Source organism: Capnocytophaga sp. G1920 (assembly GCF_051417515.1).
Map to the genome: position 1 here is coordinate 86,944 of NZ_JBPRKH010000004.1, position 22,427 is coordinate 109,370.

At 40.7% G+C, this 22,427-nt stretch carries 11 protein-coding genes; 6 read left to right on the forward strand and 5 right to left on the reverse strand.

Going from position 1 to position 22,427, the window contains the following annotated elements; genetic code table 11:
- The first annotated feature begins 219 nt into the window (after positions 1 to 219).
- From ACSQ7D_RS04040 to ACSQ7D_RS04050, 3 genes are all read left to right on the forward strand, one after another.
- Complete coding sequence (locus ACSQ7D_RS04040) at positions 220 to 7,755, forward strand: gliding motility-associated C-terminal domain-containing protein (protein ID WP_437135458.1); 7,536 nt, start codon at positions 220 to 222, stop codon at positions 7,753 to 7,755.
- 736 nt (positions 7,756 to 8,491) lie between these two features.
- Complete coding sequence (locus ACSQ7D_RS04045; protein ID WP_437135459.1) at positions 8,492 to 8,986, forward strand: hypothetical protein; 495 nt, start codon at positions 8,492 to 8,494, stop codon at positions 8,984 to 8,986.
- A gap of 15 nt (positions 8,987 to 9,001) precedes the next feature.
- Entirely contained in the window at positions 9,002 to 9,868 is an 867-nt protein-coding gene (locus ACSQ7D_RS04050) for a bile acid:sodium symporter family protein (RefSeq protein WP_437135460.1), read from the forward strand.
- Between the two features lie 125 nt (positions 9,869 to 9,993).
- On the opposite strand, the gene ACSQ7D_RS04055 is transcribed toward ACSQ7D_RS04050, so the two are convergent.
- Both ACSQ7D_RS04055 and dnaE read right to left on the reverse strand, forming a co-directional pair.
- The gene (locus ACSQ7D_RS04055; RefSeq protein WP_178957725.1) at positions 9,994 to 10,917 is read right to left on the reverse strand and encodes an aspartate carbamoyltransferase catalytic subunit; all 924 of its coding nucleotides are present in this window, start codon (positions 10,915 to 10,917) and stop codon (positions 9,994 to 9,996) included.
- A gap of 118 nt (positions 10,918 to 11,035) precedes the next feature.
- Complete coding sequence (dnaE, locus tag ACSQ7D_RS04060) at positions 11,036 to 15,493, reverse strand: DNA polymerase III subunit alpha (RefSeq protein ID WP_437135461.1); 4,458 nt, start codon at positions 15,491 to 15,493, stop codon at positions 11,036 to 11,038.
- A gap of 474 nt (positions 15,494 to 15,967) precedes the next feature.
- Between dnaE and ACSQ7D_RS04065 the strand changes: the two genes are divergently transcribed.
- Both ACSQ7D_RS04065 and ACSQ7D_RS04070 read left to right on the forward strand, forming a co-directional pair.
- Positions 15,968 to 16,336 (forward strand): DUF1573 domain-containing protein, encoded by a 369-nt coding sequence (locus ACSQ7D_RS04065; RefSeq protein ID WP_002673576.1) that lies wholly within the window; start codon positions 15,968 to 15,970, stop codon positions 16,334 to 16,336.
- 90 nt (positions 16,337 to 16,426) lie between these two features.
- Entirely contained in the window at positions 16,427 to 17,038 is a 612-nt protein-coding gene (locus ACSQ7D_RS04070) for a hypothetical protein (RefSeq protein WP_009422530.1), read from the forward strand.
- An 83-nt stretch (positions 17,039 to 17,121) separates the two neighbouring features.
- Here ACSQ7D_RS04070 and asnS read toward each other — a convergent pair whose 3' ends face one another.
- Complete coding sequence (asnS, locus tag ACSQ7D_RS04075) at positions 17,122 to 18,552, reverse strand: asparagine--tRNA ligase (RefSeq protein ID WP_437135462.1); 1,431 nt, start codon at positions 18,550 to 18,552, stop codon at positions 17,122 to 17,124.
- A 387-nt stretch (positions 18,553 to 18,939) separates the two neighbouring features.
- On the opposite strand from asnS, the gene ACSQ7D_RS04080 reads away from it, so the two are divergent.
- The gene (locus ACSQ7D_RS04080; RefSeq protein ID WP_437135463.1) at positions 18,940 to 19,251 is read left to right on the forward strand and encodes a hypothetical protein; all 312 of its coding nucleotides are present in this window, start codon (positions 18,940 to 18,942) and stop codon (positions 19,249 to 19,251) included.
- Positions 19,252 to 19,293: 42 nt separating this feature from the next.
- Here the strand turns inward: ACSQ7D_RS04080 and ACSQ7D_RS04085 are convergent, their stop codons facing one another.
- Complete coding sequence (locus ACSQ7D_RS04085; protein WP_437135464.1) at positions 19,294 to 20,955, reverse strand: MBOAT family O-acyltransferase; 1,662 nt, start codon at positions 20,953 to 20,955, stop codon at positions 19,294 to 19,296.
- A gap of 5 nt (positions 20,956 to 20,960) precedes the next feature.
- On the reverse strand, positions 20,961 to 22,424 hold the full coding sequence (locus tag ACSQ7D_RS04090; protein WP_009419213.1) for a hypothetical protein: 1,464 nt from the start codon (positions 22,422 to 22,424) through the stop codon (positions 20,961 to 20,963).
- Between the last annotated feature and the right edge of the window lie 3 nt (positions 22,425 to 22,427).

The following is a 22,427-nucleotide window of genomic DNA, read 5'->3' on the forward strand; positions in this document are numbered from 1 at the left end:
TTATTTTTTACACAAGTAAGGAAAGGTAAAGAGTAGAAAGTGTAAAGAAAAAGAGATTTAAAAAGGATTAAAAATAGTTGTTTTTAGCTCTAAGTTTGTTAAAACTGTGTTAATTATTGTCTTAGTGTAGAGAATGTAAAAAATCTTTACTAATTTTGCACCCAAAATAAATCACTAACGATGTTTTTTACAGAGAAGATGAATAATTTAATAGCGAAAATGGCTTATAGGATTATTTTTGTGGTAGCATTTTTATTTGCTGTAAACCACCTGAATGCGCAAAGTACTCCCAAAGTGGGAATTACTCAATTAATAGGCTGTGGTACAGGTAATAATGTTAATAAGGCAGAGGTAGCTGTAAGTGTAGACGAAAGTCTATCGGGTTACCAATATAATTTTGAAGGAAGCTGGGTAAATACCAATAAAGCTTGGCTTACAGCAGGGAATTATACTGTTCAAGTAAAAAAAGGAACTGAGTATTATCATACGTTATCTATTACAGTACCTACTAAGGCTACTGCACCTACCTATAATTCTAAAATTATTTATAACTGTAATGGAACAGGAAATGTAACCCTTACCAACGACCAGCCTACTTATCAGCATAGTTATACTTATAAAGGAGTTACGAAAACAGACCCACATTTTTCAAATCTTACCACTGGAGTTCATAGTATTTCAGTAACTTATACAGTACCTCCTACTACCAAAGCTATTATCTTCTATGATGATTTTGGAAAGAAAACAGGAAACGTTAAATCTGTAAAAAGTCCCTATGTAAACCAAAATATTTATTTTGACCCGATGAATGGGGCAAAACAAGTAAGACCAGATGGGGCTACACGTAATAAAACTATAGCGGATTCTTACTATGCCATTGGTAATAGAAAAGATATGATGGATGATGGAACGTGGCCTTATAGTCATTTATGGGTACTACCTAATGATAAAGATGGAGATGCTAATGGTAGGTTTCTGTGGTATAATGTAGACCTTTCTCAAACATCACCTGGAGAAACAAAAACGGTTTATAAACGCAAAGTAAAAGTAACTCCTGGACTTCCTATAGAGTTTTCAGCTTATGTATACAATCCTATCAATAATGCAGTACTTCCCAATGGATATAAACCTGATGTACATTTAAAAATCTTTCGTTCAGAAGCTGATTTTAAATCAAATACTCCTATGTCTTCTGGTAAAAAAACTATAGAAAAAGAGAAAGGAGGGAATCTTAACAATTGGACACATATGAGAATAACTGCTAATGCAGGAGATTCTGATAGTGAACTTATTTTTGTTATATATATGGATGGTGGCGGAAATGACCTTTGTGTAGACAATATTTTAGTAACACAAACCTCTAAGAGTTGCCCTTTTACTCAGATAGTTCCTATAACTATAGAGGCAAATCCTAATCCCCCTACTATCACTACTCAACCGGTAGCTTCCGTCGTTTATTGTAAAAATACAACTATCGCCAACGCTCTTAATATAAATGCTACCACTACTACCGGTACTCTTTCCTATAAATGGTTTGAAAATACTACAAATAGTACTACGGGTGGCAATCAGGTAGCAACTACTCAAACCTATAAACCACAAACTACAGTGGCGGGTATTAAGTATTATTATGCAGTGGTAAGTAATGGTTGTGGCGTAGCTACAAGTACTGTAGCTAAGGTAGATGTACTTACTCCTCCCGAAGTTACTCAAATCATAGCAACTCCTCCGGCGTTCAAGCAAGGAGAAAGTGCTTCAGTAGTATTTACAATTAAAGGTACACCTAATGCGCAAGTAACCTACAATATCAATGGTACAGGTACACAAGTGGTAACGCTCAACTCAAGTGGTACCTATACGTTGCCTTCTCGCACCGTAAACCAAACAACTATTCTCAATGTTACCAAAGTAAAATTAGGTGCTTGCGAGCAAAACTATACCGACAAGAGTGGCGGTATATTAGCAACTACTGCTAAATGTACTACCAAACCTGCTCCTCAGTTTGCTACCACTCCTCCTAATGGACAAACAGCAGTAATGAATGGCGTTACGGTAACACGTACTTATTCAAAAACCTTAACAACTACTACTTTAGTATATGGCACTATAGATAATGATGGTTATTGTAGTGGAACTCCTTATCATAATTATACAATTATACATACTCATAAAAACTATAGTCCGAGGGTAACATATACTTTTAGCCAGCCAGTTACCAGCGCAGAGGTATGGCTAATGATAATGGGTAGTCCTTCAACTGTGAATGATAAAGTAAGACTTTCAACTAACAATGGTACACCTACTTTTACTAAAGTGTACGACTGTGCCGAAGGGAAAGGACAGGCAGGAGCTACTTTAAGTAATGGAATAGTTACTTCGCAGGATCGTATTATAACTGATGTGGCAGTGCGCGTAACCTCTAATACTCCTTTTACTGAATTAATAGTAGAAGATATCAATGGTACTAACTCTTCAGGAGTATTAGTAGAACTTTGTCCTGCTTCTATCACTCCTGCCGAGACTATTAGTATCACTACACAACCGCAAAGCCAAACTATTTGTGCTGATAAGATGGCTACTTTCACCTCTAAAGCTCAATTGAAAGATGCTACAGGTAATATTCAGTACAAATGGCAACAAAAGTCTGATAACGGAACTAATTGGACAGATATAGCTTCTTCTGACGGAAGTATCGCAAGTGGAGGAACTGCCTCTTTAACAATAGCTGGAACTACTAACTATAAATATAGAGTAGTGTATAGTTACCAGTTTGCACAAGGCATCGTGGTTACAGCTACTTCTCAAGAAGCAACGCTTACCAAATTGCCTTCTGTAGCCTTACCTACACTTATTACCGGCAGTAAAACTCTTTGTCCAACAGCAACTAGTAATGTTGTGTCGTTTGCTAATTATGTAACTGCCCCTACGGGTACTACCTTGCTTTGGTACACTGCCCCTACAGCTACTGTTTCAAGCACTACAGCACCTGTTATCAATACTCACGTAACCACTCGCACTACCCAAACGGCTTATGTACGCGCTCTTAGCACTGCGGGCTGTACTAGTGGCATCGTAACCGTTACCTTAACAGTAGACGATACTACTGCTCCTACTTTCACAGCACCTACTCCTTTAAATATAGTGTGCAACTCAACTACGGCTACTACGGCTATCAGCAATTGGCTCGGTACAGCTACCGCCACCGATACTTGTGGTGCAATAGCTACTATTACAAATAACTATAATACTCCAGCTGACCTTTGTACAGTACCTGGCGGTATTATTACAGTTACTTTTGTAGCCAAAGACACTTTTGGTAACACAAAAACAGGTACTTCTACTATTCATTTAGGAGTAACTCCTTTAGTAGTGAAAGACGATACCTTTAACATACCTAACGGATTAGCTACTCAAACTACTACTAGCGTTCTAGCTAACGATAGTTTAGGTGGCAATACACCAACGGCTGGAAATGGTGGTACGGTAACTATTACCAATGTAGTACCTGCTACTCCTATCAACGGTGGTAATGTTCCTGTATTGAATCCAGAAAATGGAGTGGTAACAATCCCTGCCAATACACCTGCAGGTACTTATACCATTACTTATAAAGAGTGCGAAGCGCTTAATCCAAATAGTAACTGTCAAACAGCTACTGCCGTAATTAAGGTGGGTACACCGACCATTACAGTAGTACCTGACCCAATGACCGTAACACCAAGCACCACCACTCAAACCACTCCAAGTATCTTAAATAACGATAAGATAGGTGGTACAGTAACACCAACTGCTGGCCCTGGTGGTAATGTAACTATGACGGTTACCAACCCAAGTAATCCTGGCAACAAACCTACTCTCGACCCCAACACCGGTAAGGTAACCATTCCAGGTAATACTCCAGCAGGTAACTATACGATTACCTACAGTTATTGCGAAGTATTGAACCCTACTAACTGCACCGGTACGCAAACCTTGGTAGTAACAGTAGGGGCTGCAACTCTTACAGTAGTCGACGATACCTTTAACATACCTGACGGTTTAGCTACTCAAACTACTACTAGCGTTCTAGCTAACGATAGTTTAGGTGGCAATACGCCAACGGCTGGAAATGGCGGTACGGTAACTATTACCAATGTAGTACCTGCTACTCCTATCAATGGTGGTAACGTTCCTGTCTTGAATCCAGACAACGGAGTGGTAACTATCCCTGCCAATACACCTGCAGGTACTTATACCATTACTTATAAAGAGTGCGAAGCGCTTAATCCAAATAGTAACTGTCAAACAGCTACTGCCGTAATTAAGGTGGGTACACCAACCATTACGGTAGTCCCTGACCCAATGACGGTAACACCAAGCACTACCACTCAAACCACCCCAAGTATCTTAAACAACGATAAGATAGGTGGTACAGTAACGCCAACTGCTGGCCCTGGTGGTAATGTAACTATGACAGTTAACAACCCTAATACTCCTGGCAACAAACCTACTCTCGACCCTAATACCGGTAAGGTAACCATTCCAGGTAATACTCCAGCAGGTAACTATACGATTACCTACAGTTATTGCGAAGTGTTGAACCCTACTAACTGTACCGGTACGCAAACCTTGGTGGTAACAGTAGGGGCTGCAACTCTTACTGTACAAGACGATACCTTTAACATTCCTGACGGATTAACTACTCAAACTACCACTAGCGTTCTAGCTAACGATAGTTTAGGTGGCAATACGCCAACGGCTGGAAATGGTGGCACGGTAACTATTACCAATGTAGTACCTGCTACTCCTATCAACGGTGGTAACGTTCCTGTCTTGAATCCAGACAACGGAGTGGTAACTATCCCTGCCAATACACCTGCAGGTACTTATACCATTACTTATAAAGAGTGCGAAGCGCTTAATCCAAATAGTAACTGTCAAACAGCTACTGCGGTAATTAAGGTGGGTACACCAACCATTACGGTAGTCCCTGACCCAATGACCGTAACACCAAGCACCACCACTCAAACTATCCCAAGTATCTTAAATAACGATAAGATAGGCGGTACAGTAACACCAACGGCTGGCCCTGGTGGTAATGTAACTATGACGGTTACTAACCCAAGTAATCCTGGCAACAAACCTACTCTCGACCCTAATACAGGCGAGGTAACCATTCCAGGCAATACTCCAGCAGGTACTTATACCATTACTTACAGCTATTGTGAGGTCTTGAACCCTACTAACTGTACTGGTACGCAAACCTTGGTAGTAACTGTAGGTGCTGCAACTCTTACTGTACAAGACGATACCTTTAACATTCCTGATGGTTTAACAACTCAAACCACAATCAGTGTACTTGACAACGATAGTTTAGGTGGTAATACACCAACGGCTGGAACTGGTGGCACGGTAACTATTACCAATGTAGTGCCTGCTACTCCTATCAACGGTGGTAATGTTCCTGTCTTGAATCCAGAAAACGGAGTGGTAACAATCCCTGCCAATACACCTGCTGGTACTTATACCATTACTTATAAAGAGTGTGAAGCGCTTAATCCAAATAGTAACTGTCAAACAGCTACTGCCGTAATTAAGGTAGGTACACCGACCATTACAGTAACCCCTGACCCAATGACCGTAACACCAAGCACCACCACTCAAACTATACCAAGTATCTTAAACAACGATAAGATAGGTGGTACAGTAACACCAACTGCTGGCCCTGGTGGTAATGTAACTATGACGGTTACTAACCCAAGTAATCCTGGTAACAAACCTACTCTCGACCCTAATACCGGAGAGGTAACCATTCCAGGCAATACTCCAGCTGGTACTTATACCATTACTTACAGCTATTGTGAGGTCTTGAACCCTACTAACTGTACTGGTACGCAAACCTTGGTGGTAACAGTAGGGGCTGCAACTCTTACTGTACAAGACGATACCTTTAACATTCCTGATGGTTTAACAACTCAAACCACAATCAGTGTACTTGACAACGATAGTTTAGGAGGTACTAAACCAACAGCTGGAACTGGTGGCACGGTAACTATTACCAATGTAGTACCTGCTACTCCTATCAACGGTGGTAATGTTCCTGTCTTGAATCCAGACAACGGAGTGGTAACTATCCCTGCCAATACACCTGCTGGTACTTATACCATTACTTATAAAGAGTGCGAAGCGCTTAATCCAAATAGTAACTGTCAGACAGCTACTGCCGTAATTAAGGTGGGTACACCAACCATTACAGTAACCCCTGAGGCCTTTACCATAACACCAAGCACCACCACTCAAACTATCCCAAGTATCTTAAATAACGATAAGATAGGCGGTACAGTAACACCAACGGCTGGACCTAGTGGTAATGTAACTATGACGGTTACTAACCCAAGTAATCCTGGTAACAAACCTACTCTCGACCCTAATACCGGCGAGGTAACCATTCCAGGTAATACTCCAGCTGGTACTTATACCATTACTTACAGCTATTGTGAGGTCTTGAACCCTACTAACTGTACTGGTACGCAAACCTTGGTGGTAACAGTAGGTGCTGCAACTCTTACTGTACAAGACGATACCTTTAACATACCTGATGGTTTAACAACTCAAACCACAATCAGTGTACTTGACAACGATAGTTTAGGAGGCACTAAACCAACAGCTGGAAATGGTGGCACGGTAACTATTACCAATGTAGTACCTGCTACTCCTATCAACGGTGGTAACGTTCCTGTCTTCAATCCTGAAAACGGTGTGGTAACTATCCCTGCCAATACACCTGCAGGTACTTATACCATTACTTATAAAGAGTGCGAAGCGCTTAATCCAAATAGTAACTGTCAAACAGCTACTGCGGTAATTAAGGTGGGTACACCGACCATTACAGTAGTCCCTGACCCAATGACCGTAACACCAAGCACCACCACTCAAACTATTCCAAGTATCTTAAACAACGATAAGATAGGCGGTACAGTAACACCAACGGCTGGCCCTGGTGGTAATGTAACTATGACAGTTACTAACCCAAGTAATCCTGGCAACAAACCTACTCTCGACCCTAATACCGGCGAGGTAACCATTCCAGGCAATACCCCAGCTGGTACTTATACCATTACTTACAGCTATTGTGAGGTCTTGAACCCTACTAACTGTACTGGTACGCAAACCTTGGTGGTAACAGTAGTGGGAACAGCAACACCTACACCTACTCCGGTAGCGGTAGACGATAGGGTTTCTACAGCGTTGAATACCCCTGTAAATATTGCCGTGTTAGCGAACGATACCCTCAACGGAGCGACTACTCCTAATGTAGTAACCCAACCTGCAAACGGTACGGTAGTTGTAAATGCCGATAATACGGTAGAATACACACCTCACACAGGCTTTGTAGGAACTGATACTTTTGTGTACGAAATCTGTAACTCCGCAGGCTGTAGCAGTGCTACTGTAACGGTTGATATAGTGAACAAGCTTATACCTTACAACGGTATGTCAGTAAATGGCGACGGTAAAAACGACCACTTCCATATTGGTGGTATAGAAAACTATCCGAACAATGTGGTACGTATCTACAACCGTTGGGGCGTGAAAGTATTTGAGGTAAGTGGCTACGACAACGTAACCCGCGTGTTTAGAGGTATCTCCGACGGTCGTGTGACAGTAGAAGCCGCCGATAAACTCCCACAAGGTACTTACTATTATGTGATTGAATACTACGATCAGAATAATAATAAACAATCTGAAGTGGGATGGTTATATATCAAAAAATAGTACTTTTATAATAAACTAAAAAGGGCTGTCCAGAAACTCTCTGGCAGCTCTTTTTGTTTTTAAGCCTATTTCCTCATTTTCTTTACCCCTATCTCCCCAAACTTCTACCTCTTTTCTTCCTCTGTTCGTATGGTACGCACCGTCTTACCGCCACCACAATTCCCCTTTAAAGAAAGTCCATATTCGTCATTCGTCACTGATCATTCGTCATTTCTTCTCTTTTCCGTCATATTCCCCCCTAGTGCCTATGGCCTAAGGCCTAGTACCTCGCACTCCATTTGCTAATTTCCAATTTTTCTAATTCTCTAATTTCCCAACCCACCTATTCTCTTTACCGTCACTACACTCCCCCTCTCCTTGGGAGAGGGACGGGGTGAGGATTCCCTTTCTTTCGCCTCGAAACCCCGTTTTTAACATTTTTAGCGTTATTATATTATATTATGAACCAACCATTTACATACCCTTTCTATACCAATCGTCCAAGATTCGTATAAGCTTCCTATAAGCTCTCTATAAGCTAACCCCACCCTTCTCATAGCCTTTTTTCATCAAATTCCCTCTCGACCCTCTTCCGTTCTTCTCCGTTTCCTTCCGATAGCTCAAATGTATCACTTTTGCGGTATACACTTTGCCAAAGTTAATCGCCCGTCGTGCTACGACTGCCTGTGCGGCTCACACTTCTTATTGCTAATTAAAAAATGTTTCGTACCTTTGTCGCCATAAAAGTATATAACCAATGAAAAAAAAATTATTATTAGCCATAGGTCTTACACTTATCTTTCTTTCTTGTAAAAAAGACAACAATGATAAAACTACCTCCGGCAGTGCTTTTCCTAAAACAATAGTAGAGGAAACTATTGGTAGTATAGGCACTGTTAAAACCACTGAAACCTATACGTTAAGTGGTAATAAAATTACTGCTTTTGAAAGAAAAGTAGTCGATAACGGTACCCCCACTACTGATGAAGTCTATACCATCACTTATAACGGCGAGTTGATAAGTAACTACAACTACTATGGCGATTATTATAGAGACCCTCTTATAAGAACAGCCCCTCACAATGTAGTTTCTTATACTAAAAACCTCCATAATAACACCCAAGCTGACTATAAAGATTTAGAGAATGCTACTCGTACTTTTAGCTATCAATGGAATAGCAACAATACACCTAAGTCCGCTGAATATAAGAAAAACAACGCTCATAAAGCTACCTATACCTATACTTATTAGAAAAGCTAATCGCTGATGTTTATAGATTACCTTCTTTCGGCAGTGCTGATGCTTATCACCTTTGCGATAGGCAGTTCGTTGCGCTTCACCGATTTCGAAAACATATTCAAAAAATCAAAGCCCTTGTACTTAGGGCTTTTCTTGCAGATGGTCTTCTTGCCTATCTGTGCTTTTATCATTGCTGAGTTTTCTAATTTACCCCCTGCCGAAAAAGTAGGTCTCATCATCGTATCAATATGTCCTGGGGGCACTACCTCCAATTTCATTAGTTATCTCATCAAAGCCGATACCGCTTTGGCAGTAGCCCTTACCGCTATCAATAGCTTGCTCATACTGTTTACCATTCCGGTGCTGTCTAATTGGGCAGTAGGAGTTTTTATGGGTGGTCATACCGAAGTGTCGCTCCCTATATTTAATATGGTCTGGGAAGTAGCCAAAATCATTATAATACCAGCTTTCTTGGGCTTGCTCTTCAACCGGTTTTTCCCTAACACTTCGCTTAAAATGCGTTTTCTTTTAAAGGTAACCAATACCATATTGTTGGGAATTGTATTCTTTATCAAGTTTTTCGGTGATGAACAATCAGGAGGAAGTGGTATTTCAGTAGATGAAATAATCCGACTCTTGCCTGCTACGCTTCTAATGCACCTCAGCGCGATGACACTTAGTTATTTTATAGCTCTGAAATCTTTTAAATTACCGGGCGTACAAGCAACGACTATCAGTATAGAAGTAGGTCTACAAAACACTGCTTTGGCAATATTGGTTGCAGGTACGCTTATGGGCAATACCGATATGACCAAACCTGCCCTTGTGTATGCCATATTCTCCTTTTTCACCACTTTTATCTTTGCCCTTATCACCATCAGAATTAGAAGATAACAACAATTAATAATTGACAATTAACAAATAACAAAGCGCGATGTTTAAATAGTAAACATCGCGCTTTGTTATCTTTTACCTTTTATCTTTTACCTTTTATCTTTTACCTTTTATCTTTTACCTGATTAAATCTTGCTCGCCAACAAATAAATCACTGCCATTCGTATGGCTACCCCATTTTCTACTTGTTGTAAAATAATCGATTGAGAGCTATCAGCTACTTCACTGGTAATTTCTACCCCTCGGTTGATAGGCCCTGGGTGCATAATCACTATTTCTTTGTCAAGGCTATCCAACAGCTCTTTGGTGAGTCCGTATTGTTGTACATATTCACGGGTAGAAGGAAAATAACTGATATCGAGTCGCTCATTTTGGATACGCAACATATTAGCCACATCACACCAGTTCAAAGCCTTGCGCAAATTGGTTTCTACCTTCACGTTCAATTTATGAATGTATTTAGGAATAAGCGTTTGAGGCGCACATAGCATCACTTCGGCTCCTTGTTTGTGGAGTGCAAAGATATTAGAAAGTGCCACGCGCGAGTGCAGTATATCTCCCACTATCACTACTTTTTTACCAGCAACATCTCCTAAGCGTTCGCGTATAGAATATGAGTCTAAAAGTGCTTGTGTAGGGTGTTCGTGAGCTCCATCGCCAGCGTTTACAATTGAGGCTTTCACGTGTTGTGAGAGGAAGACTCCCGCACCAGGGTTCGGGTGACGCATCACTACCATATCCACTTTCATCGAGAGAATATTGTTCACGGTATCTACTAAGGTTTCCCCTTTGGCTACCGATGATTGAGAAGCCGAAAAGTTAATCACATCGGCAGAAAGACGTTTTTCTGCCAATTCAAAGGAAAGACGAGTGCGCGTACTATTCTCGAAGAAGAGATTGGCAATAGTAATATCGCGCAACGAAGGCACTTTTTTAATAGGACGGTTAATAACCTCCTTGAAGTGGTCTGCTGTTTCAAATATCAACTGTATATCCTTTTCGGTGATATACTTAATGCCCAACAGGTGATTAACGCTCAATGCACTCATTTCTTTTTCTTTTTAAGTGGTTGTGCAAAAGTACAAAATAATTGCAAACTACGAGTTACGATTGAAGATTTTTTTAGCTGTTAGCCGTCAGCAGTCAAAATAGAAATTGACTTATTGTCTACTCCGACAATCCCAAATCCTCCATTGCCATTTCCTCGTCGTCGTGAGTATCTTCCGATTTTTTAGCGACAATTTTATCTATTCGGCGGTCATTAAGATTATACTGAATGGACAATTGTTCTAAATCATCTAAAAAAGAATTGGTAATCGCTACTTTCAGGTTACCATTCTCCATATTGAGGTGAATATTTTCATTCTGATGGTGAACTACAAAATAAATAGGCTGTTTCCCTTTATTCTTTTGTAGCAAATCCTTGCATTTTGTAATCAAATCTTGGTTAATCTCCTCTATATTCACGTGCAGAGTAAGTTTTTTAGAGAGGTTTTCCATCACATCTTGCAACTGCATCATCTGCATAAACTGTATACGAGGTTCGCCTCTTTGGTTAGTTTCTCTATTGAGAAATCCTTCTACCACCTTGAATTTGACATACAAAGATGCTCCTGGAATCATATACATTTGAAATTTCAAATAGTCATCTCCAAAGAGTTTAAACTCGTAAGAGCCGTCGTAATCCTCAAGAGTAAAAAAGCCGTAACCTTTTCCGTTCTTAGCCGTACGATGTTGCAGGTCAGCTACCATACCCGCTACAGTGAGTTCACGGTTAATAAAAGGTTGTAAGTCTTGCAATTCCGATAGACTGATATTGCAAAAGTTTTGTAACTCGTGCTTAAAATCGTCGAGCGGGTGCCCTGAGATATAGATACCTACCACCTCCTTCTCACGGCGCAACTGCTCGAGGTTACCCCACGTTTCACATTTAGGCACAGCAGGTTCAGGGATATCTACTTCACTCTCACCACCAAACAGACTCATTTGGGCAGAGTTCTTACTCTCTTGGTATTTAGTACCAAAGCGAATGGCTTTTTCGAGAAAGGGAACGCCGTCAGCTTCAGCGTGGAAGTACTGAGCACGGTGTACATTAGTGAACGAATCAAAACCTCCTGCCAAAGCGATACTTTCAAAGGCTTTCTTGTTGATACTCTTATAATCTACGCGTTTTGCCAAATCGAAAATAGAGGTATAAGGACGCTCTTGGCGTTGTTCTACAATCGTATCGACTGCTGCTTTTCCTACTCCTTTCACAGCCCCCATTCCGAAGCGTATATCACCGTTTTTATTTACGGTAAATTTATACAACGATTCATTCACATCAGGAGGTAACACCTTGATACCCATTCGGTGGCACTCTTCTAGGAAGAAGGTAATCGTTTTGATGTCGTTCATATTGTTAGAGAGTACTGCTGCCATATACTCGGCAGGGTAATTGGCTTTAAGGTAAGCTGTTTGGTACCCTACCCACGCATAGCAGGTGGAGTGCGATTTATTGAATGCATAAGCGGCAAACTTCTCCCAGTCTGCCCATATCTTTTCGAGTTTTTGGGCGTCGTGACCTTTTTCAGAGGCTTGGGTAATGAACTTAGGCTTCATCTTCGCTAGCACAGCTATCTGTTTCTTACCCATCGCTTTACGCAACACGTCGGCTTCACCTTTGGTAAAGCCTGCCAACTTCTGCGATAGCAACATCACCTGTTCTTGATATACAGTAATTCCATACGTTTCTTTGAGGTATTCCTCCATATCGGGGAGGTCGTATTCAATAGGTTCAATACCGTGTTTCCGCTTGATAAAGCTCGGTATATATTCCAATGGACCTGGGCGGTAGAGGGCATTCATCGCGATAAGGTCGGCAAAGACCGTAGGTTTCAGCTCTCGCATATATTTCTGCATACCAGTGGACTCGTACTGGAAAATACCGACCGTTTCACCACGCTGAAAGAGTTCGTAAGTCTTTTTATCGTCGAGCGGGAAAGCCTCTGCATCCAGCTCTATATTATGAGTTTGTTTGATATTTTCAATAGTATCTTTGATAAGTGTGAGGGTACTGAGCCCCAAGAAGTCCATTTTCAGCAACCCTGCGCTCTCTACTACCGAGTTATCGAACTGCGTAACAAATAAGTCGGAATCTTTGGCTAAAGCTACCGGCACAAAGTTGGTAATATCGTCGGGGGTGATAATCACCCCGCAAGCGTGGATACCCGTGTTGCGCACAGAACCTTCAATAATATTTGCCTGCTGAATGGTTTGGGTACTATCCTCCTCCCCTTCTCCTGCCAAAAGGCGTTTCAGTTCGTCTACTTTTGGCAGTTCTTCACTGCGCACTTTTTCTTTGAGGGTTTTATCGTCCCAACCGAACATCTTTCCTAAAGATGACACTCCATTAGGCACCAATCCTGCTAATCTATTTGATTCTTGTAGAGGCACATCCAGTACGCGAGCTGTATCCTTGATTGCCGATTTGGCAGCCATTTTACCATAGGTGATAATCCGTGCTACCTGACTCTCGCCATACTTATCAATCACGTAGTTGATAACATCTTGACGCCCTGAGTCCTCAAAATCGATATCAATATCGGGCATCGACACACGGTCGGGGTTGAGGAAACGCTCAAAGAGGAGGTCGTACTTAATTGGGTCCATATTGGTAATATCCAAACAGAACGCCACTGCCGAGCCCGCAGCCGAACCTCGTCCAGGACCTACCGATACGTTCATACGTCGCGCTGCGGCAATAAAATCTTGTACTATAAGAAAGTAACCAGGGTATCCCGTTTTTTCAATAATAGAAAGCTCAAAATCCAAACGCTCGCGCACTTCATCGGTAATTTCGGGGTATTTGCGTTTAGCCCCTTCATAAGTAAGATGACGCAAATAGTTGTTTTCACCTTTCTTACCTGTGGGATCATCACTTACTTGAAATTCCTCGGGAATATCAAACTTAGGCAACAGGATATCACGCGCCAAGCCATAAGGTTCTACCTTGTCGATAATTTCTTGAATATTGAGAATTGCTTCGGGTATATCCTTAAAGAGCGTCTTCATTTCGGCGGTAGTTTTGAAATAATACTCATTGTTAGGCATCCCAAAACGATAGCCACGACCGCGCCCAATAGGTGTTTTTTGTTTTTCGCCATCCTTTACACACAACAAAATATCGTGTGCATTGGCATCTTTTTTATGTAGATAAAAGGTATTGTTAGTAGCAATGAGCTTCACCCCATATTTTCTAGAAAACTCTACAAGGGTTTCGTTTACGCGGTTTTCATCTTCTTGGTTATGGCGCATCACTTCCAAATAGAAATCCTCGCCAAACTGCTCTTTCCACCACAAAAGCGCCTCTTCCGCCTGCTTAGCACCGATGTTCAGTATTTTTGAAGGTACTTCACCATTCATACCCCCTGAGAGTACCATTAAGTCACTTTTGTACTGCTCTACAATGGCTTTGTCTATACGGGGCACATAGTAAAACCCTTTGGTAGAAGCGATAGAAGCCATTTTGGTAAGATTGTGATAGCCCTGTTTGTTTTTAGCCAAAATCACCACTTGGTAACCATTGTCTTGTCGGGTTTTATCTAAGTGATTTTCACAGATATTGAACTCACAACCTATAATAGGCTTGATAAGCATTTCAGTAGGTGTTTCACCCTTTTCTTCAGCCTCTTTGTTTTTAGCTTCCGCCTCTTTGTTATGAGCTTGTACAGCTTGCACAAAGTGGAAAGCAGCCATCATATTGCCACTATCGGTAAGTGCCACGGCAGGCATCTTCTCTTTGGCAGTGACTTTTATAAGTTCTTTAATAGATGTAGTAGATTGCAGTATAGAGTGTTGTGTGTGATTGTGCAAGTGGGCAAATACAGCCTCTTCTAATAGTGAAGCATCGGCGTGAGGTTCGGTAGTTTGTGCAGTGCTACTGCTTTTTCGCAAGGCTTCGGAAGCCTCTTTGAGGTTCACGTGCTTGAGTCCGATAAGCCCTATAGGCGAAGTGTGATGTCCTTGAAATTCTTTGATATAGTCGTTGCTAAAAGTACCTTCTTGAAAGCCTTCACCACGGCGTATCAATTCAAAGAAACAGCGGGTGGTTGCTTCCACGTCGGCAGTGGCATTATGCGCCTCGGCAAAGGGTACGCCAAAGAGGAAAGAGTGCAACTCGGTGAGGGTGGGCAACTTATAACGACCTCCTTTTCCACCAGCTATCTGGCAGAGATTGGCAGTTGCCTCAGTACAAGTGTCGATTACAGGCATCTGCGTAAGCGGACTCTCCACCCCATAGCGGTAAAACTCAGCCCCCATAATATTGATATCGAAGCCTATATTTTGTCCCACCACGTATTGCGCTTTGCTGAGTGCCTCGTTGAAAGCTTTGAACACCTCAGCAATAGGCACACCTTGTGCTTCTGCTAATTGGGTAGAAATACCGTGTACTTTTTCGGCATCATAAGGCACATCGAAACCATCGGGCTTTATCAAAAAGTCCTGATGTTCTATGAGTGCGCCCCATTCATCGTGCAGTTGCCAAGCAATCTGCACGGCGCGAGGCCAGTTGTCACTATCGGTAAGGGGTGCATCCCAACGGCGGGGTAAACCTGTGGTTTCTGTATCGAATATTAAGTACATTTTTTTAAGTAAAGCCAGCGTTAGCTGGATATGTGAGTAAGAGTTTTTTTTGAGATTTAAAAGTGAGAGGGCAAAGATACAAAATAATAAACAATTAACAATGAACAAAAAACTTTATTCGCCCTACGCCCATTCCACCATCAAGTGCAATTTTTTAAGTTACCTTTTGGTAGAATAAGTCTTTAGTTTTTTTAATCTAATACTTTTCTTGGACTCAGATTCACCTTAGCTTCACTCCCCCATAGTTCATTGCCCGTTATATCGTATAAAACTTGTATAAGCTAACCGTAATATCCAAATCCACCAATCTACTAATAATTTATCTGTGTGACTTACAATGTTTTCTCTTCGCTCAAACCCTTTTTTACTCTACACTATTAAATCTTAATTTTTACCTTAAAAAATACTCTTTGGCACGGTTGTTGTACTATTTATAACCGTAAAAACAAACTTATATTTTTAATTTTTTATACTATGAAAAAGTTTTTAACATTTGTATTTTTAGCATTTTTTGGTGTAATGGCTTATGCCCAAGACGCTGAGATTTCTTTTAAATCTGAAGAAATTGATTACGGTAACATCAAACAAGGTGCAGACGGTGTGCGTGTGTTCGAGTTTACTAACACTGGTAAAGCACCCCTCGTGATTACTAACGTAGCTTCTTCTTGCGGTTGTACCGTTCCTTCTTGGACAAACCAACCCGTAGCACCAGGAGCTAAAGGAAAAATTGAAGTAAAATACGATACTAATCGTGTTGGACCTATCAGCAAGACTATTACTGTTACCTCCAATGCCAAATCAAGCCCTGTAAAAGGCTTACGTATCAGAGGAAATGTTCAATAATCCATAACTATTTATATTTTAATTTACTCCTTAGTCGCCTGCGTTTCTTTCCTTTGCAGGCGACTTTTTTGGTGTTAAACTTTTGTAAAAATGCAAATAGTAAGCATATTTTTCTTACCTTTGCACCCTATAAGAAAACTAAATAATTTAACAGATATGAAATTACACACACTCACTTTGTTCGCTGGGCTATTTGTAGCTCAAGTGTCATTCGCTCAAGTAGACGAAATGGGAACTATGACCGATACCACTACTCCGGTAGTTGCTCCCGCTCCTGTTGAAGCTACTCAAGCTCAGTCTCAAGCAGAACTTAAAGCTCAAAAAGAGCAGTTAAAGGCTCAACAAAAATTACAAAAAGAGCAGGAAAAGGCTGTGAAAGCTGAACAAAAAGCTGCTAAGGAGCAAGAAAAAGCCGCTAAAGAACAACAAAAAGCTGCTGCTCGTGCTAAAAAGAACCAAGAACGCTTGTCCAAAGCTAACTCTGAGGTTTCTAAAATAGAGGCTAAAATTACCAAAGCTAAAACTGATTTAGCTAAGGAACAAAACAAGTATAATTTAAAGAAAGCCAAAGGAGCTCTGTCTCCTCAAGACGATGCTAAGTTCAAAGGAAGAATCCTCAACAAAGAGCAAAAGATTAACAGCTTGAATCTCGACCTTATCAAGGCTAAAGAAAAAGTAAACAAATACCAAATGGCAACTTAGTCATTGTTTTATTTTTTAAAATTACACAAGAAAACCGAGTTACTTTCGTAACTCGGTTTTTATATTTCCTGATGTAACTCACATTAAAACTCTGCACTCTGTGGTGTGCGTGGGTAAGGTATCACATCACGGATATTGGTCATTCCAGTAGCAAAGAGTACCAAGCGCTCAAAACCTAAACCAAAGCCACTGTGTACTGCTGTACCGAACTTACGGAGGTCTAAGTACCACCAAAGAGTTGCCTCGTCCATATGAAGGTCGGCTATTTTTTGTTTGAGCACATCGTAACGTTCTTCACGTTGCGAGCCTCCTACAATTTCACCTATTCCTGGGAAGAGAATATCCATTGCGCGCACCGTTTTACCGTCTTCATTTAAGCGCATATAGAACGCTTTGATATTTGCTGGATAGTCGTATAGAATTACAGGGCACTCAAAGTGTTTTTCCACCAAATAGCGCTCGTGTTCGCTTTGCAAATCTACACCCCATTCGTTTACGGGGTATTGAAATTTCTTCTTTTTATTGTAATTGCTATTCTTTAAAATATCTATTGCCTCGGTGTAACTCACCCTCTTAAACTGATTGTGAATTACAAATTCAAGTTTTTCGATGAGTGACATTGTGCTACGCTCGTTCTGTGGTTTAGTCTTCTCTTCTTCTAAAAATCTTTTGTTCAAGAACTCAAGGTCGTCACGACGTACTTCCAAGGTGTATTGCAATACGTATTTAATAAAATCTTCCGCCAAATTCATATTGTCGATAAGGTCATAGAACGCCATTTCGGGCTCTATCATCCAGAACTCAGCTAAGTGGCGTGAGGTATTGGAGTTTTCAGCACGGAAGGTAGGTCCAAAGGTGTAAATCTTACCAAGCGCCATCGCAAAAGTCTCACCTTCTAACTGACCTGATACGGTAAGGTTTGTCTCCCTACCGAAGAAGTCTTTCTTGTAGTCTACTTCGCCGTTTTCATTAAGTGGTGGATTTTTGGCATCTAAGGTCGTTACACGAAACATCTCTCCAGCCCCTTCGGCATCACTACCCGTGATAATAGGCGTATTCACGTAGAAAAAGCCATTGTCTTGAAAGTATTTGTGAATAGCAAAAGCTAAAGTAGAACGCACGCGCATCACCGCACTAAAAGTACTAGAGCGCACGCGTAAGTGAGCGTTTTCTCTCAAGAATTCAAGTGAGTGTTTTTTAGGTTGGATAGGGTATTCTTCAGGGTTGCTATCACCTAATATACTTATGTTACTTGCTTGTAACTCTACGTTTTGCCCTTTACCTTGACTCTCCACAAGTCGTCCTTTTACTTCAATAGCTGCTCCCGTAGTAATGCGTTTAAGCAATTCAGGGTCGGTATTTTCAAAATCTACTACTACTTGTAAATTGTCGATTGTAGAACCATCGTTCAGGGCAATAAAGCGGTTGCTACGGAAGGTGCGCACCCAACCTTTAAGGGTGATTTCTCCTTGTATGTTTTTTCCGTCTTGTAATAATTTTTTAATCGAATACATAACGCGTCTTAATTTCTTATCTAATTCTGACGGCAAAAGTAATAACTTTTCAATAAATAACAAAGGAGTTTGGCTAAATCTCTAATTGTTTTTCACTTCTTACACTGTTCTGTTATAACATTCCCTCTAACTTTTCATAGGGTTCCATCGTCTTACTTTCGCCTTAGATTCGCTCATCTTTCAAACAGCTCTTAATTATTAAACTCTTTTCTTTCCTATAAAAACTTTTCAAGCCTCACTTCCCATTTGCTAATTCTCAAATCTGCTAATTGCATCTACTTGTGTGGCTTGTGTCTTTTACCTATAAAAAAGGTTTTTTAACTTGCAGTATAAATTCTTTGTTGTATATTTGTGGCATTAAAATCGAGTATTTATTATTTAATAAAGATGGAAGAATTCAAGCAAAATACCCCAAACGACTGGTCGTTTATTCACAATAGGCAATATAACGATAACAACGTAAATAACAATCCCATAGGTCTGGTAGGGTTTATAACGTCTGTAGTGGCAATATTCCTCGTATTGCTCCCTATTGTGAACATTATCATATGGCTCACCGGATTGATATTATCTATTATCGGAATGAGCAAGAAGCCTAAAACATTAGCCGTCGCAGGGCTTATTATTTCAGTAGTAACTTCATTGGTGCTCATAGTCATTATTGCTTGTATCGTGTTCTTAGCTACTAATTCCCAATAGGTTTTCTACCCCTTTTATCTTTTACTGCTACCTTTTACCTAACTAAAATTGGAAGTAAATAAACGGCTGAATATCGGTAGAATAAGCCTGATAGCAAATAAGCACTACTACTAAGGCTATCGCTATTTTCACAGCGTAATGGCTCTCGGCAAACACGTGTTCCACATAGTCTTTCCAATGCTGTGGTAGCCAATGGGTAATATAACCAATCAGGATAACGCCTAATGGAATATTGTTATGTCTAATCACTTCGGTAGCAGTATCCCAACTCATATTGTTCGCCACTTGTGCGAACCATAAGTTTATACTCTCCATATCATTACCTCGGAAGAATATGCGTGTAAAGGTAATAAAAGCAAAGGTAAAGGCTATCTTCCAAGCGCGAGTAATCCACAGCTTGCTCTGCTCGTACGGACTCACCTTGCGCCAATACTTATAAGCTACTACCCCCAAACCGTTCAATCCACCCCATATAACAAACTTCCACGAAGCTCCGTGCCACAACCCTCCAATAAGCATCGTGAGCATAATATTGATATTGGTAGTCAAGTAACGCTCAAAAGGTTTGTAATAAAAAGCTACTACCGCACCTGTTATCAGCAATCCCCCTGTAATAAAAGTAAAGGCGAGATTGTCAATCGCTACTACCAATATCACTACAAAAAGCAACGAGAACACAAAAGTTCCTAAGGTGCTATTGCGGTTACCTCCTAACGGAATGTACAAATAGTCCTTCAACCAAGTAGAAAGCGAGATGTGCCAGCGTTTCCAAAAGTCCCCACAGTTCAGAGCCTTATAAGGTGAATTGAAGTTTACAGGCAAATGGAAGCCCATCAATAGCGCTACCCCTATGGCTATATCGGTATAGCCAGAAAAATCGCCGTATATTTGGAGCGAGTAACCTATCAGAGCTAATAAGTTAGAAAAGCCCGAGTGCATTTCAGGAGCATCAAATACCTTATCCAAAAAGTGCAACGCGATAAAATCAGCAAATATCATCTTCTTGATAAGTCCTTTAAGAATAAGGAATATCGCCTTATTAAACTCTTCTTTGCTAATCTCTGTTTTTTTGAGAATTTGAGGTACAAACTCTTCTGCACGTACAATAGGACCTGCTACTAACTGAGGGAAGAAACTCACATAAAAACCAAAGTCTAATATCGATTTCAGTGGTGCAACCTTTCTGCGGTAAATATCCACTGTATAGCTAATGGTCTGAAAAGTGTAGAAAGAAATACCTACGGGCAATATAATTTTATCAACTGAAAAGTATCCGTTATAGTCAAACCCATTTGCCCAATAGGCTAAATAGTTAAAGGTTTGGTGATGAGTGTGAAACAGCGCATTGTAAGTATCAGTAAAGAAATAAGCATACTTAAAATAACTAAGTACCAATAAGTTCACACAAACGCTAATAGTAACTCCTATTTTGCGTCGGCGCTCTTCTTGTTGATTATAGATATAATGCCCCAAATAAAAGTCAGTAACAGTACTAAATACCAATAACAATACAAAAAGCCCACTTGCCTTGTAATAGAAGTAAAAGCTGGCAAGCAACAAAAACAAGTTGCGCACGTGCTTACGCTTATAGATGAGCACAAACACCGCATATACTAAAGCAAAGAATATCCAAAAGTCTATCCGTACAAAAGTAAGTGGGTGAGCCGACTCAAAGGTAAAGAAGTTTTTAAAGAAATCTATCATAGCTATTATTGCACCGTCGCAAGGTCGTTAAGTAGGCATTGGTAAAACACTTCCGAAATCAGTTTAGTCCCTTGTGGCGTAAAGTGTACGTAATCCGAAACAGCCATTCCTTTTTTCACCCACGCTGTCATCGAGTTTTCTCCTCCCATTGCTTCAAAGATACTAAAATAAGCAATCCCATTTTTCAAGGCTTCTTCCTTCATCAGTTTGTTCATTTTCGGCACAAAAGGATAGGTGATGAGTTGTCCATTACGCGAAGTTGTCATATCTCCAGGACCTAAAAGCATAAACATTGCATTGGGGTTGGCTCGCTTTACCCATTTGATATTAAATATCAACGCGTTTACATACTCCTGAAGCTGTTGGTCTGTTTTCATATAGGGGATTGTATTTCCTCCGTACTGAAAGATAAATATATCGGGCTTGCGGTCTGCACTCATTTGTCTGAAATGCTCGTAATTCATTCGTGTAAATATACGTCCTGCTTCCCCGCGCATCGCTACGTTATCCATTCGCACTCCTGAGGACGCATCAAGAGTAATCCCATAAAAATCGGGGCTTATCTTGCCTTCCAATTCCACTTTTAGCTCCTTAGGAGTAGATGCGAAATTGAGCTTATAATTATGGTATTTACCATCTGAGATAAGAGTATCTATTCTTAGAATATTCCCGTCCTGATACACACGTATCTTCACTTTTGCTATCGCATTGCCATAATGCAACCCAAAGCGTGTGTAGTTTCTTAAACGTGCATACGATTTATCCGAAGGCTTAATCGTAAAGCTGGCTTTTGCTACGGGTAAGGCAGTCGTATCAGCAGTATTGCTCACATAATTAGTAAAACGTGAGAAGGTAGAGAACAAACCATACTTATCGTGTGCTACCGTTTTGCGCTGTTTGCGGTCGAAGAAAGCGTAGCGCGTCCAGTTAGGCGAAGCAATAATATCCACACTGTTCTGGCTGTACACTACTTTTATAGGGATAAAACCCGGTCCTCCGCCAGTATATGCCAATTGCAATCGGTTGCGCACATAGCCGGTGATACGGTCTCCTTCTATTTGCGAATCACCATAATGCACTATTTGGCAGGTAGGCTGACACAGTTTCTCTTTAAGTCTTCTGATATAATCCGTATGATTCCCCGGGTAATATATTTTCCCTTCTATATTGGTTTCCGAAGTTTGTACCGTGTCCTTAACAATAGTATCCTTTTTTGCTAAGTTTTCGGTCTTTTCGTCTACAATGGTCTTAGTATCTTTAATAAGTTCGTCTACTTTATTATTTTCCTCTCCCCCTTTAAAGAGCATTCCCAATATATCAGGGGTCGGATAGCGTAACATCGCGTCACCAAACACTATACCCTCTCGCACCATTCCTTTGGCGGTGGTGTGATAACTGCTGAAAAGGGTCATTGTAAAGAGGGCAACCAGTACCCCCACAATAAAGAGTAAGATTTTTTTAGGTTGCATAAC